Below are 20,859 nucleotides of genomic sequence, written 5' to 3'. Positions count from 1 at the left end.
CCCCTCCGCCGACGGCGGAGGGATGTAGGTTTTCTGGAGGTACCCGACCATGCTGCATATTTTCTGCCCTCACTGTGGCGAATTGCGCTCCGAAGAAGAGTTCCACGCGGGCGGCCAGGCCCACATCCCCCGCCCGCTGGACCCGAACGCCTGCACCGATGAGGAATGGGGCGAGTACCTGTTCTTCCGCGACAACCCGCGCGGCATCCATCACGAGCTGTGGATCCACGCTGCCGGTTGCCGCCAGTACTTCAACGTCACCCGTCACACGGTGAGCTACGCAATTCTCGAGACTTACAAGATCGGCGAACAGCCCAGCGTCACCGAGGCATCGCTCGCCTCGAAGAAGGCTGCCGAGCAAGGAGTAAAGGCATGAGCCAGGTCAATCGTCTTTCCCAGGGCGGCCGCATCGACCGTAACCGGCCCCTGACCTTCACCTTCAATGGCGAGACCTATCAGGGCTACGCCGGTGACAGCCTGGCCGCCGCCTTGCTGGCCAACGGTGTCGACGTGGTCGGCCGCAGCTTCAAATATTCGCGTCCGCGCGGCATCGTTGCCGCCGGTTCCGAAGAGCCCAATGCCGTGCTGCAGATCGGTAGCACCGAAGCGGCGCAGATCCCGAACATCCGTGCCACTCAGCAGGCGCTGTACCCAGGCCTGACCGCCAGCAGCGTGAACGGCTGGCCGAGCGTCAACACCGACCTGATGGGCATTCTCGGCAAGGTCGGCGGCGGGATGATGCCGCCCGGGTTCTACTACAAGACCTTCATGTACCCGCAGAACCTCTGGCTGACCTACGAGAAGTACATTCGTAAAGCCGCTGGTCTGGGCCGCGCGCCCACGGAGAACGATCCTGACCGCTACGATCACCTCAACCAGCATTGCGATGTTTTGGTAGTCGGTGCTGGCCCGGCAGGACTGGCAGCCGCGTTGGCCGCCGGTCGCAGTGGCGCCCGTGTGATCCTGGCCGACGAACAGGAAGAATTCGGCGGCAGCCTGCTCGCCACCCGCGAGACCCTGGACGGCAAGCCAGCCGCTGAATGGGCTGCCGGCGTGATTGCCGAACTGGAAAAAATGCCGGAAGTGACGCTGCTGCCACGCTCCACCGTGAACGGCTACCACGACCACAACTTCCTGACCATTCATCAGCGTTTGACCGACCACCTCGGTGAAGTCGCGCCCAAGGGTGCCTTGGGCCAACGGATGATTCGTCAGCGCATGCACCGCGTTAGAGCCAAGCGCGTCGTGCTGGCCACGGGAGCTCATGAGCGTCCGCTGGTGTATTCGAACAACGACGTGCCCGGCAACATGCTCGCCGATGCGGTCTCCACCTACGTGCGCCGCTACGGCGTGATCCCCGGCCGCCAGCTGGTACTGTCGACCAACAACGACTACGCCTACCGGGCAGTGCTCGACTGGCTGGACGCAGGCCAACAAGTGGCTGCGGTGGCCGATGCACGCAGCAATCCAAAGGGTGCCTGGGTCGAGGAAGCACGTCGTCGTGGCGTTCGCATTCTTGCCGGCAGCGCGGTGGTTGAAGCGCGCGGCAGCAAGCGGGTCACCGGGGCGCGCATCTGCGCCATCGACCTGGCCAGCCACAAGGTCGTCAGCCAGGGCGAAGTGATCGATTGCGATCTGATCGCCAGCTCCGGCGGTTATAGCCCGGTGGTCCACCTGGCCTCGCACCTTGGCGGTCGTCCGGTCTGGCGTGAAGACCTCCTGGCCTTCGTGCCCGGCGAGGGCTTCCAGCAGCGCACCTGCGCTGGCGCAGTGAATGGCGTGTTTGCCCTTGGCGATGCGCTCGCCGACGGCTTCGAAGCGGGTGCCACAGCGGCTGCCGAGACCGGCTTCAAGGCTGTCAGCGGCAGCGTGCCGCAGGCCGAACAACGCGTCGAGGAAGCCAGCGTCGCGCTGTTCCAGGTCCCGCACGACAAACCTACCGAGCGTGCGCCCAAGCAGTTCGTTGACCTGCAGAACGATGTCACCGCGGCCGGTATCAAGATCGCTACTCGCGAAGGCTTCGAGTCGGTCGAGCACGTCAAGCGCTACACCGCACTGGGCTTCGGTACTGACCAGGGCAAGCTCGGCAACATCAATGGCCTGGCCATTGCCGCCCATTCGATGGGCATCAGCATCGCCGAGATGGGCACCACGATGTTCCGGCCGAACTACACGCCGATTACCTTCGGTGCGGTCGCCGGTCCTCACACCTACGAGCTGTTCGAGCCCAAGCGTTACACCGCCATGCAGGCCTGGCACCTCAAGAATGGCGCCGAGTTTGAAGACGTCGGTCAGTGGAAGCGCCCCTGGTATTTCCCCAAAAAGGGCGAAGACCTGCATGCCGCCGTGGCCCGCGAATGCCTGGCCGTGCGTAACGCGGTGGGCATCCTCGACGCTTCCACCCTTGGCAAGATCGACATCCAGGGTCCGGACGCACGCGAGTTCCTCAACCGCGTCTACACCAACGCCTGGACTAAGCTGGATGTGGGCAAGGCCCGTTACGGCCTGATGTGCAAAGAAGACGGCATGGTCTTCGACGACGGCGTGACCGCTTGTCTGGCCGACAACCACTTCGTGATGACCACCACCACCGGCGGTGCGGCACGGGTGATGGAATGGCTGGAGATCTACCACCAGACCGAGTGGCCTGAGCTGAAGGTGTACTTCACTTCAGTCACTGACCACTGGGCGACCATGACCCTGACCGGCCCCAACAGCCGCAAGCTGCTGGCCGAGGTCACCGACATCGACCTGGACAAGGATGCGTTCCCGTTCATGACCTGGAAGGAAGGCAAGGTAGGCGGCGTGCCAGCACGGGTCTTCCGCATCTCCTTCACCGGTGAGCTGAGTTACGAAGTCAACGTCCAGGCCGACTATGCGCTGGATGTGTGGGAGCAGGTCATCGAGGCAGGCAAGAAGCACGGCCTGACGCCTTACGGCACCGAGACCATGCACGTTCTGCGCGCTGAGAAGGGCTTCATCATCGTCGGTCAGGACACCGATGGGTCGGTGACCCCGGACGACCTGAACATGGGCTGGTGTGTCGGCCGTACCAAGCCGTTCTCCTGGATCGGCTGGCGTGGCATGAACCGCGAGGATTGCCTCAAGGAAAACCGCAAGCAGCTGGTCGGCCTGAAGCCGCTGGATCCGAAGAAGGTACTGCCTGAGGGCGCGCAGCTGGTATTCGATCCCAAGCAGCCCATCCCGATGACCATGGTGGGCCACGTGACCTCCAGCTACATGAGCGCGGCCATGGGTAATTCCTTCGCCATGGGCCTGGTCAAGGGCGGCCTCAAGCGCATCGGCGAGCGAGTCTACGCACCGCTGGTCGATGGCAGCGTGATCGAAGCGGAGATCGTCAGCTCGGTGTTCTACGACCCGAAAGGCGAGCGGCAGAACGTGTGAGGTGAACGTGAGGCTGGCGCGCCAGCCTCACGCTCGGTACACCCGGAATTCTACGGCGCCGCACGGCGCCAGGCAGGTAAACCATGACCGCAGTGAACGTGTACAAACAACGCCCGGACAACATCCAGGGGCAATCGCCGTTGCACCATGCCGGCCTGACAGAGCTAGTCGGCAAGGGCCGTGCTGGCGCTGGCATTCGCCTGCGGGAAAAGAAGCTGCGCGGGCACCTGACCTTGCGCGGCGACGCCCACGACCCGGCCTTCGTCAAAGGCGTTAACCAGGCGCTCGGAATGGAACTGCCGGTCGCGCTGACGCTGGTGGCCAACGGCGAGACCTCGCTGCAGTGGATGGGCCCGGACGAGTGGCTGCTGATCGTGCCGCAGGGCGAGGAATTCGCCACCGAGCAACGCCTGCGCGACGCGCTGGCCGGCCAGCACATCCAGGTGGTCAATGTCAGCGGCGGGCAAACCCTGATCGAGCTCTCCGGCGAAAAGGCCCGCGAGCTGCTGATGAAGTCGACACCCTACGACGTGCACCCGAGCAACTTCCCGGTGGGCAAGGCCGTGGGCACCCATTTCGCCAAGAGCCAGCTGGTGATCCGGCGTACCGGTGAGGAAGTATGGGAACTGCTGGTGCGCCGCAGCTTCGCCGACTACATCTGGCTTTGGTTGCAGGATGCCAGCGCCGAGTACGGGATGGCGATCGAGGCGTGATGTCGCCGGGGTGGCCGACGCGTTCGTCCACCCCGGCCAACCAGAAAGGGACGGCTGACGCGTGAGCCACACGCCCACCGATGCCCGCCCCGCTTGGGAGATAACCATGAGCCGCACGCCCGACACCTGGATCCTTACCGCACACAGTCCGAGCCTGCTCGGCACGGTCGATGTGGTGACCCGCTACCTCTTCGAACAGGGCTGCTACGTCACCGAGCACCATAGTTTCGATGATCGTCTGGTCAGCCGATTCTTCATCCGCGTCGAATTTCGCGCGCCGGAGGGCTTCGACGAGTCGCAGTTCCGCATGGGACTGATCGAGCGTGTCACGCCCTTCGGGATGCACACCGAGCTGACACCGCCGGGCTACCGGGCCAAGGTGGTGATCATGGTGTCCAAGTCCGATCACTGCCTGAACGATCTGCTGTACCGCCAGCGCATCGGTCAGCTGCCGATGGAGATCGCCGCGGTTGTCTCCAACCACCCGGACCTCGAACCCCTGGCGCGCTGGCATGGCATTCCCTATCACCACTTTCCGCTCGATCCGCGCGACAAGCAGGCGCAGGAGCGTCAGGTGCTGCAGGTGATCGAGGACAGCGGCGCGGAGCTTGTAGTGCTCGCCCGCTACATGCAGGTGCTCTCCCCCGAGCTGTGCCGCACGCTCGATGGCCGCGCCATCAACATCCACCACTCGTTGCTGCCCGGCTTCAAGGGCGCCAAGCCCTACCATCAGGCCTACCAGAAAGGCGTCAAGCTGGTCGGCGCCACCGCGCACTTCATCAACAACGACCTCGACGAAGGGCCGATCATCGCCCAGGGCGTCGAGCCGGTGGACCACACCCACTATCCCGAAGACCTGATCGCCAAGGGCCGCGACATCGAATGCCTGACCCTGGCCAAGGCGGTCGGCTATTTCCTCGAACGCCGGGTATTCCTGCACGCTAACCGAACGGTGGTGCTGTAGGTCCCGGTCGCAATTTCATAGCTCCACTACAAGCCCGCGTGACCTCCCGTCGCGCCTTGTATTCACAAAAACAAAGGAGAAAGGCAGATGGCTGACAATCGTGGCGTCGTTTACCTCGGCGCAGGCAAGGTCGAAGTCCAGAAAATCGACTATCCGAAAATGCAGGACCCCCGCGGGCGCAAGATCGAGCACGGAGTGATCCTGCGCGTCGTTTCCACCAACATTTGCGGCTCGGACCAGCACATGGTGCGCGGCCGCACCACCGCTCAGGTCGGCCTGGTGCTCGGTCACGAGATCACCGGGGAAGTCATCGAGAAAGGCAGCGATGTTGAGCACCTGCAGATCGGCGACCTGGTTTCGGTACCGTTCAACGTTGCCTGCGGCCGTTGCCGTTCCTGTAAGGAACAGCACACCGGCGTCTGCCTGACCGTCAACCCGGCGCGTGCCGGCGGTGCTTACGGCTATGTCGACATGGGTGACTGGACCGGCGGCCAGGCCGAATACGTGCTGGTCCCCTACGCCGACTTCAACCTGCTCAAGCTGCCCAATCGCGACAAGGCGATGGAAAAGATCCGCGACCTGACCTGCCTGTCGGACATCCTGCCGACTGGCTACCACGGCGCGGTCACCGCCGGCGTCGGCCCAGGCAGCTCGGTGTACATCGCTGGCGCCGGCCCGGTCGGCCTGGCAGCTGCCGCTTCGGCGCGCCTGCTGGGCGCCGCAGTGGTCATCGTTGGTGACCTCAACGCGGCCCGTCTGGCTCACGCCAAGGCGCAGGGTTTCGAGATCGCCGACCTGTCGCTGGATACTCCGCTGCACGAGCAGATCGCCGCCCTGCTGGGCGAGCCGGAAGTCGACTGCGCGGTTGACTGCGTAGGCTTCGAAGCGCGTGGCCATGGCCATGAAGGCGCCAAGCACGAGGCTCCGGCCACTGTGCTCAACTCGCTGATGGGTGTGGTTCGCGTCGCCGGCAAGATCGGTATTCCCGGTCTGTACGTCACCGAAGATCCGGGCGCCGTGGACGCCGCAGCCAAGATGGGCGCCCTGAGCATCCGTTTCGGTCTCGGCTGGGCCAAGTCGCACAGCTTCCACACTGGCCAGACTCCGGTCATGAAATACAACCGCGCCCTGATGCAGGCAATCATGTGGGACCGCATCAACATCGCCGAAGTGGTGGGCGTGCAGGTAATCAGCCTGGACCAGGCGCCCCAGGGCTACGGCGAGTTCGATGCCGGCGTGCCGAAGAAATTCGTCATCGACCCGCACAAGATGTTCAGCGCCGCCTGATCCGTCATCAGCAGTTGTTTCGTCTTGCGGATCGGCCGCAGGACTCTGATGTTGAGCACTTTGGGGAGCCTTTTGGCTCCCCCTTTTTTGGTGAGCATTTTGCCAGCGTTTCAGCGTGGCCGAGGCATAGGTGCCGCTGCACGCCTGATCGCCCTCTCCCGCCCTCAGCCAGGCAAGCCGATGACCCGACCGATGTGAACGGGCTTGGGCAGGTCCTGCTGCAGCTCGTGCAACGCCTGCACCTGCGCCAGCACCGCCTCGTCGAACGGCGCCGAGCGGCCTGCCTGTCGATCGATGTTGATCAGCATCTGCTCGTTGGCCGCCAGCAGGCTGTCCTCACCAGCCCGATAAAGACCGTGGTAGACCTGCAGCCGCTTGCGGTCGTGATTCAGCAGCTGCGTGCGCACCTCTACTTCCGCCCCAAGCTTGACCTCGGCCAGGTAGTTCAGATGGCACTCGAGGGTATACAGGGTGTGCCCGCTGCGCTCGCGCCCGGCCTGGTCGAGGCCGATCCGATCCATCAGCGCATCCGTGGCAAAGCTGAAGATCAGCAGGTAGAAGGCGTCGCGCAGGTGATTGTTGTAATCGACCCACTCGGGCCGGATTGGGGTGCGATAGGTCGTGAGCATCCGAGGGTGTCCTTCGTTGAGTCGGTGTATTCCGAGCGCGACCAATGTGCCGAAAATAGCCTGCCGCCCGCGCTGTAGCCGATAGCCGGTCGCCGCGGCGTGCGCCGGGATCAGCACTATGGCTGCTCCAGCGGCCTGGTTATCGCGTGTTGACGTTTTGAGCAATACCCCAGTCGTTTTTGCATCGGGACGACATCCCCCCCAGGGATAAGCTGCCGCCAAGCATCGACAAACGATTCGATGAGCCGCACTGGGGAGTTACCTGATGAACCCAACCGAACTGCACGCTGACAGCATCGTCATTGACGGCCTGATCATCGCCAAATGGAACCGCGAACTGTTCGAGGACATGCGCAAGGGTGGTTTGACGGCCGCCAACTGCACCGTCTCGGTATGGGAAGGGTTCCAGGCCACAGTCAACAACATCGCCGCCAGCCAGAAGCTGATCCGCGAGAACAGCGACCTGGTGATGCCGGTGCGCACCACCGCCGACATCCGCAAAGCCAAGGAACTGGGCAAGACAGGCATCCTGTTCGGCTTCCAGAACGCCCACGCCTTCGAGGACCAGCTCGGCTACGTCGAAGTGTTCAAGCAGCTCGGCGTCGGCATCGTGCAGATGTGCTACAACACCCAGAATCTGGTCGGCACCGGCTGCTACGAGCGCGACGGCGGGCTGTCCGGGTTCGGACATGAAGTCGTCGCCGAGATGAACCGCGTCGGCATCATGTGCGACCTCTCCCACGTCGGCAGCAAGACCAGCGAAGAAGTCATCCTCGCATCGGAAAAACCGGTCTGCTACTCGCACTGCCTGCCATCCGGCCTGAAAGAGCACCCGCGCAACAAGTCCGACGAAGAGCTGAAGTTCATCGCCGACCACGGCGGTTTCGTCGGCGTGACCATGTTCGCGCCCTTCCTGGCCAAGGGCATCGACTCGACCATCGACGACTACGCCGAGGCCATCGAGTACGTGATGAACATCGTTGGCGAAGACGCCATCGGCATCGGCACCGACTTCACCCAGGGCCACGACCAGAACTTCTTCGAGTGGCTGACCCACGACAAGGGTTACGCCCGCCGCCTGACGCGCTTCGGCAAGATCGTCAACCCGCTGGGCATCCGCACCGTGGGTGAATTCCCCAACCTCACCGAAACCCTGCTCAAGCGCGGCATGCCCGAGCGCACCGTGCGCAAGGTGATGGGCGAAAACTGGGTACGGGTCCTCAAGGACGTCTGGGGCGAATGACGAATACCGGAGCCTGCCGCGCGCACCAATAGCGGCATCGCCCTCAGCGGGCTCGCCAAGGCTCATCAGCACTGTTCAAACAAGCAAGACAACGAATTCTGGAGCTCAAACACATGTCCACCCACGCACCCGAAATGCCCATCCAGGTCGACGACGAAACCGGCGTCTGGACCACCGACGCCCTGCCGATGCTCTACGTGCCGCGGCATTTCTTTGTCAACAACCACATCGGCATCGAGGAAGTGCTCGGCGCTGAAAAGTATGCCGAGATCCTCTACAAGGCTGGCTACAAGTCGGCCTGGCACTGGTGCGAGAAGGAAGCCGAATGCCACGGGCTGGTCGGCGTGGAAGTCTTCGAGCATTACATGAAGCGCCTGTCGCAGCGCGGCTGGGGCCTGTTCAAGATCGAATCAATCGACCTGGACGCCGGCACCTGCGAGGTCCGCCTGGATCACTCGGCATTCGTCTACGTCTACGGAAAATGCGGGCGTCCGGTGGATTACATGTTCACCGGCTGGTTCGCCGGCGCCATGGATCAGATTCTCCAGGCGCAGGGCAGCAGCATCCGCACCGTCGCCGAACAGGTCTACGGCGCCTCGCAGGAAGGCCACGATCACGGTCTTTTCCGCGTCAAACCACTCTAAAAAAAGGTATGTGAGAGGGGCTTCGTGGCGACAGCATCGTCGCGCAAGCCCCCCACAAAGAAAACGCTAGGCTGCTTTTCCGTGAGGGTGCCGCAATGGCTTTCGAAGCAATGTTCCAGCCGATCCAGATCGGCAAACTGACCATCCGCAACCGCGTGATCAGCACCGCCCACGCCGAGGTCTATGCCACCGACGGCGGTATGACCACCGAGCGTTATGTGAAGTATTACGAAGAGAAAGCCAAGGGCGGCATCGGCCTGGCGATCTGCGGCGGCTCCTCGGTCGTCGCCATCGACAGCCCGCAGGAATGGTGGTCTTCGGTGAACCTGGCCACCGACCGCATCATCCCTCACTTCCAGAACCTGGCTGACGCCATGCACAAGCATGGCGCCAAGATCATGATCCAGATTACCCACATGGGCCGCCGCTCGCGCTGGGACGGCTTCAACTGGCCAACCCTGATGTCGCCGTCGGGTATTCGCGAACCCGTACACCGCGCCACCTGCAAGACCATCGAGCCGGAAGAGATCTGGCGCATCATCGGCAACTACGCTCAGGCCGCACGCCGCGCCAAGGAAGGCGGCCTGGATGGCGTCGAGCTGTCCGCCGTGCACCAGCACCTGATCGACCAGTTCTGGTCGCCGCGGGTGAACAAGCGTACCGACGAATGGGGCGGCACCTTCGAGGGCCGCATGAAGTTCGGCCTGGAAGTGCTCAAGGCCGTGCGCGCCGAGGTCGGTGACGACTTCTGCGTCGGCATGCGCATCACCGGTGACGAGTTCCATCCGGACGGCCTCACCCACGAAGACATGAAAGAGATCGCCAAGTACTACGATGCCACCGGCATGGTCGACTTCTTCGGCGTGATCGGCTCAGGCTGCGATACGCACAACACCCTGGCCAACGTCATTCCAAACATGAGCTATCCGCCGGAGCCGTTCCTGCACCTGGCCGCCGGCATCAAGGAAGTGGTCAACGTCCCGGTCCTGCATGCGCAGAACATCAAGGACCCGAACCAGGCCCAGCGCATCCTCGAGGGCGGCTACGTGGACATGGTCGGCATGACCCGCGCCCACATCGCCGACCCGCACCTGATCGCCAAGATCAAGATGGGTCAGGTGGACCAGATCAAACAGTGCGTCGGCGCCAACTACTGCATCGACCGCCAGTATCAGGGCCTGGACGTTCTCTGCATCCAGAACGCGGCCACCAGCCGGGAATACATGGGCCTGCCGCACATCATCGAGAAGTCCACCGGGCCCAAGCGCAAGGTGGTGATCGTTGGCGGCGGTCCGGCCGGTATGGAGGCCGCACGTGTCGCTGCCGAACGTGGCCATGACGTCACCCTGTTCGAGAAGAAGGACAGCCTCGGCGGGCAGATCAACCTCGCCGCCAAGGCACCGCAACGTGACCAGATGGCGGGCATCACCCGCTGGTTCCAGCTGGAAATCGCACGCCTCGGCGTCGACCTTCGCCTGGGTACCGGTGCGGATTCGGAGACCATTCTCGATCTGCGTCCGGACATCGTGGTACTGGCCAACGGCGGCCACCCGTTCATCGAGCAGAACGAGCACTGGGGCGCGGAAGAAGGCCTGGTTGTCAGCAGCTGGGACATCCTCGACGGCAAGGTGGCGCCCGGCAACAACGTGCTGGTCTACGACACCATCTGCGAGTTCACCGGCATGTCGGTGGCCGACTTCATCGCCGAAAAAGGCGCCAAGGTAGAAATCGTCACCGATGACATCAAGCCCGGCGTGGCGATTGGCGGCACCAGCTTCCCGACCTACTACCGCAGCCTGTACCCGAAGGAAGTGATCATGACCGGCGACCTGATGCTGGAAAAGGTCTACCGCGAGGGCGACAAGCTGGTGGCAGTGCTGGAGAACGAATACACCGGCGCGCAGGAAGAGCGGGTGGTCGACCAGGTGGTGGTGGAGAACGGTGTGCGTCCTGACGAGCGCCTGTACTACGCCCTCAAGGAAGGCTCGCGCAACAAGGGCCAGATCGACGTCGAGGCATTGTTCGCGATCCAGCCGCAGCCCTGCCTTTCGCAGAGCGGCGAAGGCTACCTGCTGTTCCGCATCGGCGACTGCGTCGCGCAGCGCAACACCCACGCGGCGATCTATGACGCGCTACGGCTGTGCAAGGACTTTTAAGTCCAGCGCAACGTTGACGGTCTGACCCGGTCTGGCTCCCTCTCCCTTTTTGGGGAGAGGGCTGGGGTGAGGGTCGGTCCCGCGGACCAACTGATCACCCTGACCCTCTTTCCGGAGGGGCGAAGGACTGAAACGCATCATCCCCTGACATTGGCGGTGGGAGCCTCACATGTTGAATACCATTCTTCCCATTCTCCTGTTCGCCGCCCTCGCGCTTGCCGTACTCGGCGCAGGCAGGCGCTTCGCCATGTGGCGCCGCGGTCGGCCGACCAAGGTCGACTGGATCGGTGGCCTGATGGCCATGCCACGGCGCTACCTGGTCGATCTGCACCATGTGGTCGAACGCGACAAATACATGTCCAAGACTCACGTGGCCACGGCTGGCGGCTTTGTCCTGGCGGCTGTCCTGGCGATCATCGTGCACGGCTTCGGTCTGCAGAGCCGGATTCTCGGCTTTGCCCTGCTCGCTGCCTGCGTGCTGATGTTTGTCGGTGCGCTGTTTGTTGCCAAACGCCGCCGCAACCCGCCGGCACGGCTGTCGAAAGGCCCCTGGATGCGCCTTCCGAAGAGCTTGCTGATGTTCTCGTTCAGCTTCTTCATCGCCACCCTGCCGGTGGCCGGCATCCTGCCGGCAGATTTCGGCGGCTGGATTCTCGCGGCCGTGCTGGCGCTCGGCGTGGCCTGGGGTGTGTCGGAGATGTTCTTCGGCATGACCTGGGGCGGGCCGATGAAGCATGCCTTCGCCGGTGCCCTGCACCTGGCCTGGCACCGACGTCCTGAGCGTTTCCGCACTCCGCAAAACGCCAGCGCGGCCCGTTCCAGCGGCCTCAAGGCCCTGGATCTGACCGATCCGAACGCACCGTTGGGTGTGGAAAAGCCCAAGGACTTCACCTGGAACCAGCTGCTCGGCTTCGATGCTTGCGTGCAGTGCGGTCGTTGCGAGGCAGCGTGCCCGGCCTTCGCCGCCGGCCAGCCGCTGAACCCGAAGAAGCTGATTCAGGACATGGTCGTCGGCCTCGCCGGTGGCAGCGACAAGGGTTACTTCGGCAGCCCCTATCCCGGCATTCCAGTGGGCGAGCACGGCGGCAACCCGCACCAGCCCATCGTCTTTGCCGAAGGCAAGGGCCTGGTAGAGGCGGAAACACTGTGGTCCTGCACCACCTGCCGCGCCTGTGTCGAGGAATGCCCGATGATGATCGAGCATGTCGATGCCATCGTCGACATGCGCCGCCACCTCACCCTGGAAAAGGGTGCGACGCCAAACAAGGGCGCCGAGGTGCTGGACAACCTGATCGCCACCGATAACCCCGGCGGCTTCGCCCCCGGTGGTCGCCTCAACTGGGCCGCCGACCTCAACCTGCCGCTGATGAGCGAGAAGAAGCAGGTCGACGTGCTGTTCTGGGTCGGCGACGGCGCCTTCGACATGCGCAACCAGCGCACCCTGCGCGCCTTCGTCAAGGTGCTCAAGGCCGCCGACGTCGACTTCGCCGTCCTCGGCCTGGAGGAGCGTGACAGCGGCGACGTGGCACGCCGTCTGGGTGACGAAGCGACCTTCCAGTCGCTGGCCAGACGCAACATCGAGACCCTGGCCAAGTACCGTTTCAACAAGATCGTCAGCTGCGACCCCCACAGCTTCCATGTGCTGAAGAACGAATACGGCGCACTGGGTGGCGAATATCAGGTACTGCACCACAGCACCTACATGGAAGAGCTGATCCGCGGGCAGAAACTCAGCCTGGGTCAGCACAAGGGCGGCAGCGTGACCTATCACGACCCCTGCTACCTAGGCCGCTACAACGGCGAGTACGAAGCGCCGCGCAGCGTGCTCAAGGCCATCGGCATCGAGGTCAAGGAAATGGAGCGTTCCGGCTTCCGCTCCCGCTGCTGCGGCGGTGGTGGCGGCGCGCCGATCACCGATATCCCCGGCAAGCAGCGTATTCCCGACATGCGCATGGTGGACATCAAGGAGACCGGCGCCGAACTGGTGGCCGTGGGCTGCCCGCAGTGCACCGCGATGCTCGAAGGTGTGGTCGAGCCTCGGCCGCAGATCAAAGACATCGCCGAACTGGTCGCCGACGTATTGCTGGAGAAACCTGCCCCGGCAAAAAAGTCCGCAGCGGCCAAGCCTGAATCCCTGGAGGTGCACTGATGAGCGACATCATCCGCCGCGACCCTCGCGCCGAGTGGATCGCCCGTAACCGTCTGCATCCGCTGCACGCCGCCATGGCCTCGGCCGCAGCGGGCGGCGAAACCAGCTGGGCTGGCCCCAACGGCCTCCTGCGCAAGAATCCCCATGCGGTCGGCTTCATCGGCCCCAATGGCCTCAAGCGCATCGACCGCAGCGGCGCCCAGCAAGGCGGCAGCGCCAAGCGCAGTGCGGCCAATGCGGTGGTGCAATTGCCGCTGCACGTGGTCGAGCAGCCGGCCTTCCATATCGCGGTGGTGCCGGACATGGTCGGCGGTCGTCTCACCAGTCACGACAAGGATCTGCTCGGCCTGGCCAACAAACTGGCGGGTGATTCCGGCGCCGTGGTCGCCGTGGTCTTTGGCGAGTACAAGGAAACCGCCTTCGATACCGCCGGCGTCGACCGTTTGGTGCACATCGAGGGCGAGGCCTTCGACGGCTACGCGCCGGAAGCGCGGGTGCTGGCCCTCAGCGCGGTGGAAAGCCAGCTGGCGCCACGCCACTGGCTGCTGCCAGACAGCCGCACCGGCGGTGGCGAACTGGGTCGCCGCCTCGGTGCCAAGCTCGGCGAGCGTGCGGCTACCCGCGTCTGGCAGGTCGCCGACAGCCAGTGCATCGGCCGCGCCGGAGCTGGCCAGCAGGACCTGGTACGTCAGGCGCCACGCCTGATTCTCGCCGCCGTCGAGTGTGCCGATCCGGTCAGCGACACCCGCCACGAAGCGCGTGCCCTGCCCCTCGAGCATCCGATCACCCGCTGCCTGCCACGCATCGAAGACCTCGGTGCGGTGGCGGTCGACCCGGCCTTGATCCCCATGGCCGAAGCCGAGTTCATTCTCTCCGGCGGCAACGGCGTCAAGGACTGGGACCAGTTCCACCATGCCGCTGAGGCGCTTGGTGCCACAGAAGGCGCCTCCCGCGTGGCAGTCGACGACGGCTTCATGCCTCGCAACCGTCAGGTCGGCGCGACCGGCACCTGGGTCACCGCGCGGGTCTACCTGGCCATCGGCATTTCCGGCGCCATTCAGCACCTGCAGGGCATCAGCGCTTGCGACAAGGTCGTGGCGATAAACATGGATCCTGGCTGCGACATGATCAAGCGTGCCGACCTGTCGGTCATCGGGGACTCCAGGGAGATCCTCGCTGCGCTGGTCGAACTGGTCACTGAATACCGCCAAGGAGGCGCCCGCGATGCGGCATGAACAGCGAACTGACGAAAAACCCGTAGGGTGGATGACGCTTCACCCATCCGCAGGGAACGACGGCACATTGATGGTGGAAGAGGACAGCGTCTTCCACCCTACGGAGTCGCGCCATGACTGACCTGAACGTCATCACCCTGGTCTCGGTCGGCGCTCATCCGACCTCGGGCCGCCCCCGCCGTGCCGAGCAGGATGCCCGCGCAGTCGAGCTTGGCCTGCGACTGGTGGGCGACCAGCTGCAGCTGCTGCATGCCGGTAATCCGCAAGAGGAGGCACTGCGCGCTTACCTGGGCATGGGCCTGGGCGAGATGACTGTGCTAGAGCAGCCCAGCCATTGTGACGCCCTGCCGCTGCTGAACAATTACCTGCTGGATGCCGGGGTTCATCTGGTGCTGACCGGCAGCCAGGCAGAAACCGGCGAAGGCTCCGGCCTCCTGCCTTACCTGCTGGCCGAGCGCCTGGGCTGGCCATTGGTGGTCGGCCTGGCCGAGGTGGAAAAGGTCGAAAACGGTGTGGCGCAAGTCCTGCAGGCCTTGCCCCGCGGTCAGCGGCGCCGGTTGAAGGTACGCCTGCCGTTCGTTGCCTGCGTCGACAATGCTGCCCCGGCGGCACGCCAGAATGCCTTCGGCCCGGCTCGCCGTGGCGAGCTGCACGCCGAGGATGTGGCTGTCATCGAAGACAGCATGCTGGACGAGGCGCAGCTACAGCCGGCGCGCCCGCGCCCCAAGCGGCTCAAGGTGATCAAGGCCAAGACTGGCGCCGAACGGATGAAAGCGGCCACCGCCAAGACCTCCGGCGGTGCAGGACAGGTACTCAAGGATGTGTCGCCGCAAGTCGGCGCCGAAGCCATATTCAAACTGTTGCGCGAAGAAGGCGTGCTGCGCTGAGCCAGCCGCCTCGCCTATCGAAGCCAAAGGAGCAAGAACGATGATGCATGCCGATCTGATCGACCAGGACGACTTTCGAGACCGCCTGGTGGCGCTGGGCTTTGAGATTCCCTGTGGGTTCTCGGCTGAACAAGCCTGTGAGCGCGCCATTGTCGGCCTGTCCCGGGAACGCGCGCAGGCGCTACGTCGTCTCGTCGAGGAACTGCTGGGCGGCTCTGCCACCCTGCTACCGTCGGTCCGCGAGGCCATCTGCCGCAATCTGCTTCCCGCACTGGTGCGCGCCAACTAGACCGTGCGGATCACCTGTGACGTGGCATGGCAGCGTCACAGGTGCGCCATGGCCACAGCTCGAACAAGCAGTTCCGAAGCCGGCAGTGTCGTCACAAATCAGTGCGCAGCCTCTACCCAAATAAAACTGCAAAAAAAAAGGTGGATGACATCGTCACCCACCTTTATCAACCAGAGCGTGCGCTACGTCAGATGCGCACGCTGGCGAATGTCGATTCACCCTGCGCACGCTGCAACGCGGCGACAGTGGCGGGATTTCTGCTGGCCTCGCCGGGACGCGGTATCAGCGCAACAACCTGCGCCGACTGCTGGCCCGAGCGTTCGTCACGCGGCGGAATGCCGAAGAACTCGCGGTAGCACTTGGAGAAGTGCGGGGTCGAAACGAAGCCGCAGACCGAAGCCACTTCGATGATCGACATCGGCGTCTGCTTGAGCAGTTGGCGCGCACGAATCAGCCGCAGCTTGAGGTAATAGCGCGACGGCGAGCAGTGCAGGTATTTCTGGAACAGTCGCTCGAGCTGGCGCCGCGACACGCTCACGTAGCAGGCCAGTTCGTCCAGGTCGATCAGCTCTTCGAGGTTGGCCTCCATCAGGGCCACGATCTCCAGCAGTTTCGGCTGGTTGGTGCCCAGCATGTGCTTGAGGGGCACGCGCTGAAGATCCTGTTCACTGCGGATGCGCTCGTACATGAACATGTCGGAGATGGCTGCGGCCAGCTCACGTCCATGCCGGGCGCCAATCAGTTGCAGCATCAGATCCATGGGCGCGGTGCCGCCGGAGGCGGTGTGGCGATTGCGGTCGATGGAGAACAGCCGAGGGGTGACGGAGGTCCGCGGGAAGGCTTCCTGCATTGCGGCCAGGCATTCCCAGTGCACGCTGCAGTCAAAACCATCGAGCAAGCCGGCCTTGGCCAGCGCCCAGCTGCCGGTGCATACCGCGCCAAGCTGACGGCCATGACGCGCTTGTGTCTGCAGCCAGTGCAGATGCTCGCGCGTCACGCTGTGCTGAATATCCACACCGCCGCAGACGATGACGCTGTCCAGGCTGGGCGAGGTCTCGAAGCTGGCGTCCGGCGTGATCTGCAGGCCGTCGCTGGCGCTGACGGGCTGTCCCGACTGGGTCACGGTGAACCAGCGGTACAGTTCTTTGCCGGACAGCTGATTGGCCATCCTCAGCGGTTCCACGGCCGAGGCCAGGGAAATCAGGGTGAAGTTGTCCAGCAGCAGGAAGCCGATGGTCTGTGGGAGCCGGTTCGGGGGCTGTGACCCTGGGTTGATCTGTGACATGACGGACCCTCACGGTAGGCAATTATCACGAGCCTTCGAAGAGGCTCTTTTTCTTGTAGTGTGCAGCGCTGGCTAGCGCCTGGTTTTGCTTATAAAGAAGGCAAACAGCGTGCCTACTTTGAATGCGCGTTCAATTAAAAGTTAGCACCTTCTGAAACGCCCCCGTCATGCGCCTCGCGTGACGCAGATAGAACAGTGTAAAGGTCGGGGTTATCTGCCTGTGAGCACTTTGGTAGCAGTGTGGGGCGCCTTTTGGCGCGATCCGCACACTGTCGCTCTCAGGTAACAGGGCTGGGTAACAGTTGGGGTGCAGGTGACTGAATTCGAGCGCCCGCGCTGGGCGAAGAATGCACCGCAACGGGCCGTCACGAAGGGCCCGATGCACCCGTTCGACTCAGCACTCGATGGCATTGACCGCCAGGCCGCCACGGGACGTTTCTTTGTACTTGTCGTGCATGTCGGCACCCGTGTCACGCATCGTGCGGATGACACGGTCGAGCGAGATGAAATGCTCGCCGTCACCACGCATCGCCATCTGCGCCGCATTGATCGCCTTCATCGCCGCGATCGCGTTGCGTTCGATACACGGCACCTGAACCAGTCCGCCAACGGGGTCGCAGGTAAGCCCCAGGTTGTGCTCAAGACCGATTTCCGCCGCGTTCTCCAACTGCTCGGGTGTCGCGCCGAGCAGTTCGGCCAGGCCAGCCGCGGCCATGGCGCAGGCGGAGCCCACCTCACCCTGACAACCCACTTCAGCGCCCGAAATGGAGGCGTTCTTCTTGCACAGAATGCCAATCGACGCCGCGGCGAGCAGGTAGTCGACCACGTCGTTATCGGACGCTTCCGGATGGAATTTCATGTAGTAGTGCAGCACAGCCGGAATGATGCCGGCCGCGCCGTTGGTAGGCGCCGTAACCATGCGCCCGCCCGCTGCGTTTTCCTCGTTGACCGCCAGGGCGAACAGGTTCACCCACTCCATGGCGCTCATAGTCGTGCCAATGACGTTCGGCTTGCCCAGCTCCAACAGGTTCTGGTGCAGCCTGGCGGCACGCCGCCGGACCTTCAGCCCGCCGGGCAATATGCCTTCATGACGCAAGCCATTGGTGACACACAGCTTCATCGCCTCCCACAGGCGCAACAGCCCCTGGCGAATCTCCGCCTCGCTGCGCCAGGCCATCTCGTTGGCCATCATCAGTTCACTGACGCGCATGCCGTGGCGCTTGCACAGCACCAGCAGTTCGACAGCATTGGAAAAATCATAGGGCAGTACGGTGTGGTCCTGGTCCAGCAGCCCGGCAGCGGCCTGCTCGGCGTTGACCACGAATCCACCGCCGACGGAGTAGTAGGTGTCCTCGTGCAGCACACCGGAATGTCCGTACGCGATGAAGGTGACGGCATTGGGGTGATACGGCAGATTTTCCTCGAGCAGGAGCAGGTCTTTGGACCAGTCGAACGCGATCGGCCACTGCCCGTCGAGCCGTAGCTGGCCGCAGGATCGAAGTGCGGCGATGCGCGGGGCGATCTGCTCCGGATCGATAACGTCCGGTCGCTCGCCCATCAGGCCCATGATCACGGCGTTGTCGGTGCCATGCCCGACCCCGGTGGCCGACAGCGAGCCATACAGGCGCACTTCGACTCGACATACCCGCTCGAGCATTTGGCGCTCGCGCAAGGCATCGACAAAAAGCGCCCCGGCGAGCATCGGTCCGACGGTATGGGAACTGGAAGGCCCGATGCCGATTTTGAAAAGGTCGAATACGCTGATCGCCACGCTAAACGCTCCACTGGAAGCCCTGAAGACAGGCGCCATCATGGTGGTTTTGCGAACACATAGAAGTCTGGCACCGACGTGGTCATGCCCAATTCCGTCAGGTTGCCCAGTTTATGACCAGCCGGTCTTGCCCGGTGCAACGGCTATTCAAGGTGCCATCAGCCAAGCTGCAACCACCTTGGACGCGCATGAACGGGGAAGCACGGCCACCGCCACCAACCGGTCGCTGATTACGAGAGCGTTAGCTACAGATAAACGAAGGGCCGCGCCTTTAGCTGCCATCTGACTCAGGTCGCTGCGGCGGCGCTTGCCCCATTCCGCATTGCGCGGCCGCGTCAAGGCCGATGGATGCAGAGCAGATCCCATATGCTCCGAGCCATGGGAACAAGCCGATCCCCACAACATGACCTACGCTCATAGTACGGTCTTGCCAGCGCCTCTTTTACTGGCCGAATGCGCCGTATTGGTTCACTTCATAGCAAACAGCCGGAAATCTGCACCATCATCGTGATGAATTTTTTTCGCTCATGAATAAAAAAGGACGCATGTCGCCGTTCAGTATGTAGGCGTCGTAACTCGACAATTGTCGTGCCCAAAGCGGCCTATCGTTGAGTCATGTTCCACAGCCGGCGCCTGGTGCGGCGGTGATTGGAGGCCTTGCACGACGTAGCTTCAGCCGTCCCCAACGGCTGAGCAGATAACAATAATGGGTACCGGTTCCGCTCCGCAGGGGGCGTACGAACCACGATGGACTTACTAGCACTGCCAAGGGTAGAAGCGGTCACGACACAGCGGTGAGACGCCACGACGCCGAGCCTGCAGACGCGCGAGATGAGTCGCTCATTTCGCCTGGCGACTGCTGCGCGTCGAGCGACCGCAAGATCGCTTCAGCCCGGTACATGACTACCGATTACGCCATTAAGCAGTTGGCAACAGCCGTCGAGCGCTGCGTGCGCTTGCGGCCTCCGTTTAGCTGAGCTGGATGTCTACTGAGGGAACCGTCCCATGCAGTCTGGAAAGATCGTCGTCGAGAACCTGTACAAGGTCTTCGGCCCACACGAACAAGAAGCCATCACCTTGCTCAAGCAAGGCTGGAGCAAGGACAAGATTCTCGCCGAGCGTAACGCGGTCATCGGCGTTAGCGATGTGTCGTTCAGCGTCGAGGAAGGCGAAATCTTCGTCCTGATGGGCCTGTCCGGCTCCGGCAAATCCACGCTGATACGCCTGATCAACCGCCTGATCGAGCCCAGCGCCGGAGACGTCTTCATCGATGGGCAGAACGTCGCCAAATTGCCCCACTCGCAACTCATCGACCTGCGTCGACGTGACATGAGCATGGTCTTCCAGTCGTTCGCCCTGATGCCCTCGCGCACGGTGCTGGACAACGCCGCCTTCGGCCTGGAGGTCGCCGGCGTCGGGCGCAAGGAGCGCGAGCAGCGCGCCATGACGGTGCTCAAGCAGGTCGGTCTCGACACCTTTGCACACAAGTTTCCGCACGAACTCTCCGGTGGCATGCAACAGCGCGTCGGCCTGGCCCGTGCCCTGGCGGTCAACCCTTCGATGATCATCATGGACGAGGCCTTTTCCGCGCTCGACCCGCTCAAGCGCCGGGAGATGCAGGACGTCCTGCTGGAACTGCAGAAGACCCACCGACGCACGATCATCTTTGTCTCCCATGACATCGAGGAGGCCATGCGCATCGGTAACCGCATCGGCATCATGGAAGGCGGCAAGCTGATTCAGGTCGGTACGCCGCAGGAACTGGTCGACAATCCCGCCAGCAGCTACGTGCGCAACTTCTTCGAAACCGTCAACACCAGCCGTTACCTCACCGCCGGCCAGCTCAAGGCCGACAGCGTCCCGCTCTACGTGCATAACGGCAAGGCTCCGGACGCCCTGAAGGTCTGTCAGGACCTGCAGGCGCTGGACAAGCACTACGCCTTCGTCGTCGATGAAGAAAAACGCTTCCGCGGCTCGATCAGCCTGGAACGTCTGGCTTTGCTGGTCGAGAACGGCCGGACCTGTGCCCTCGAGGCCAACCTGCTGAAGCAGATCGCCCCGCTCACCGAAGACCAGCCGCTGGATCAGATCATCGGACGCCTGGTGGATAACGAGGGACCCATGCCCGTGGTGGACAGCCAGGGGTTCTATGCGGGCGCCATCAGTAAAGGCCGCCTTCTAACTCGCCTGCAGGAGGAATGA

General features: G+C 63.3%; 16 protein-coding genes. 13 read left to right on the top strand and 3 right to left on the bottom strand.

All coding sequences use genetic code 11. From position 1 onward, the window contains the following. Positions 1-49 precede the first annotated feature (49 nt). From ACSSNI_RS14185 to fdhA, 5 genes are all read left to right on the top strand, one after another. Entirely contained in the window at positions 50-376 is a 327-nt protein-coding gene (locus tag ACSSNI_RS14185) for a sarcosine oxidase subunit delta (protein ID WP_102837927.1), read from the top strand. After that, positions 373-3,405: a sarcosine oxidase subunit alpha gene (locus ACSSNI_RS14180; RefSeq protein ID WP_200638296.1), complete on the top strand. Its 3,033-nt coding sequence runs from the start codon at positions 373-375 to the stop codon at positions 3,403-3,405. Before ACSSNI_RS14185 ends, ACSSNI_RS14180 begins: the two co-directional genes overlap by 4 nt. An 83-nt stretch (positions 3,406-3,488) precedes the next feature. Further along, entirely contained in the window at positions 3,489-4,118 is a 630-nt protein-coding gene (locus ACSSNI_RS14175; RefSeq protein WP_200638295.1) for a sarcosine oxidase subunit gamma, read from the top strand. A gap of 106 nt (positions 4,119-4,224) precedes the next feature. After that, positions 4,225-5,082, top strand: coding sequence for a formyltetrahydrofolate deformylase (gene purU, locus ACSSNI_RS14170; RefSeq protein WP_200638294.1), 858 nt, complete (start codon positions 4,225-4,227; stop codon positions 5,080-5,082). Between the two features lie 87 nt (positions 5,083-5,169). Continuing rightward, entirely contained in the window at positions 5,170-6,369 is a 1,200-nt protein-coding gene (gene fdhA, locus ACSSNI_RS14165) for a formaldehyde dehydrogenase, glutathione-independent (protein WP_102837930.1), read from the top strand. Between the two features lie 164 nt (positions 6,370-6,533). Here fdhA and ACSSNI_RS14160 read toward each other — a convergent pair whose 3' ends face one another. Then, the gene (locus ACSSNI_RS14160) at positions 6,534-6,998 is read right to left on the bottom strand and encodes a thioesterase family protein (RefSeq protein ID WP_200638293.1); all 465 of its coding nucleotides are present in this window, start codon (positions 6,996-6,998) and stop codon (positions 6,534-6,536) included. Between the two features lie 265 nt (positions 6,999-7,263). Between ACSSNI_RS14160 and ACSSNI_RS14155 the strand changes: the two genes are divergently transcribed. The 7 genes from ACSSNI_RS14155 to ACSSNI_RS14125 all read left to right on the top strand — a co-directional run bounded on the left by ACSSNI_RS14155 (position 7,264) and on the right by ACSSNI_RS14125 (position 15,601). Beyond that, positions 7,264-8,241 carry a dipeptidase gene (locus ACSSNI_RS14155; protein WP_101152634.1) on the top strand — a complete coding sequence of 326 codons (978 nt, stop codon included), beginning with the start codon at positions 7,264-7,266 and terminating at the stop codon, positions 8,239-8,241. A 113-nt stretch (positions 8,242-8,354) separates the two neighbouring features. Continuing rightward, positions 8,355-8,885, top strand: a complete 531-nt coding sequence (locus tag ACSSNI_RS14150) for a 4-vinyl reductase (protein ID WP_102837932.1) — start codon at positions 8,355-8,357, stop codon at positions 8,883-8,885. 95 nt (positions 8,886-8,980) lie between these two features. Then, on the top strand, positions 8,981-11,041 hold the full coding sequence (dgcA, locus tag ACSSNI_RS14145) for a dimethylglycine demethylation protein DgcA (RefSeq protein ID WP_102837933.1): 2,061 nt from the start codon (positions 8,981-8,983) through the stop codon (positions 11,039-11,041). A 169-nt stretch (positions 11,042-11,210) separates the two neighbouring features. Further along, the gene (dgcB, locus tag ACSSNI_RS14140; RefSeq protein ID WP_448259510.1) at positions 11,211-13,190 is read left to right on the top strand and encodes a dimethylglycine demethylation protein DgcB; all 1,980 of its coding nucleotides are present in this window, start codon (positions 11,211-11,213) and stop codon (positions 13,188-13,190) included. Continuing rightward, positions 13,190-14,425 (top strand): electron transfer flavoprotein subunit alpha, encoded by a 1,236-nt coding sequence (gene etfA, locus ACSSNI_RS14135; RefSeq protein ID WP_200638289.1) that lies wholly within the window; start codon positions 13,190-13,192, stop codon positions 14,423-14,425. The genes dgcB and etfA overlap by 1 nt, the downstream gene beginning before the upstream one ends. Before the next feature lie 113 nt (positions 14,426-14,538). Beyond that, positions 14,539-15,312 carry an electron transfer flavoprotein subunit beta gene (gene etfB, locus ACSSNI_RS14130; protein WP_200638288.1) on the top strand — a complete coding sequence of 258 codons (774 nt, stop codon included), beginning with the start codon at positions 14,539-14,541 and terminating at the stop codon, positions 15,310-15,312. 40 nt (positions 15,313-15,352) lie between these two features. After that, positions 15,353-15,601 (top strand): hypothetical protein, encoded by a 249-nt coding sequence (locus ACSSNI_RS14125; RefSeq protein ID WP_102837937.1) that lies wholly within the window; start codon positions 15,353-15,355, stop codon positions 15,599-15,601. A 187-nt stretch (positions 15,602-15,788) separates the two neighbouring features. Here ACSSNI_RS14125 and gbdR read toward each other — a convergent pair whose 3' ends face one another. Together gbdR and ACSSNI_RS14115 are read right to left on the bottom strand one after the other, a co-directional pair. After that, positions 15,789-16,886, bottom strand: a complete 1,098-nt coding sequence (gbdR, locus tag ACSSNI_RS14120) for a choline metabolism transcriptional regulator GbdR (protein WP_102837938.1) — start codon at positions 16,884-16,886, stop codon at positions 15,789-15,791. Positions 16,887-17,280: 394 nt separating this feature from the next. Continuing rightward, positions 17,281-18,657 (bottom strand): L-serine ammonia-lyase, encoded by a 1,377-nt coding sequence (locus ACSSNI_RS14115; protein WP_148926905.1) that lies wholly within the window; start codon positions 18,655-18,657, stop codon positions 17,281-17,283. A 1,005-nt stretch (positions 18,658-19,662) separates the two neighbouring features. On the opposite strand from ACSSNI_RS14115, the gene ACSSNI_RS14110 reads away from it, so the two are divergent. Further along, the gene (locus ACSSNI_RS14110; protein ID WP_148926906.1) at positions 19,663-20,859 is read left to right on the top strand and encodes a quaternary amine ABC transporter ATP-binding protein; all 1,197 of its coding nucleotides are present in this window, start codon (positions 19,663-19,665) and stop codon (positions 20,857-20,859) included.

The organism is Stutzerimonas tianxiuensis, from assembly GCF_053470365.1.
The sequence above is the reverse complement of the archived record's forward strand: the minus strand, read 5'-3'. Positions and strand labels throughout refer to the sequence as shown.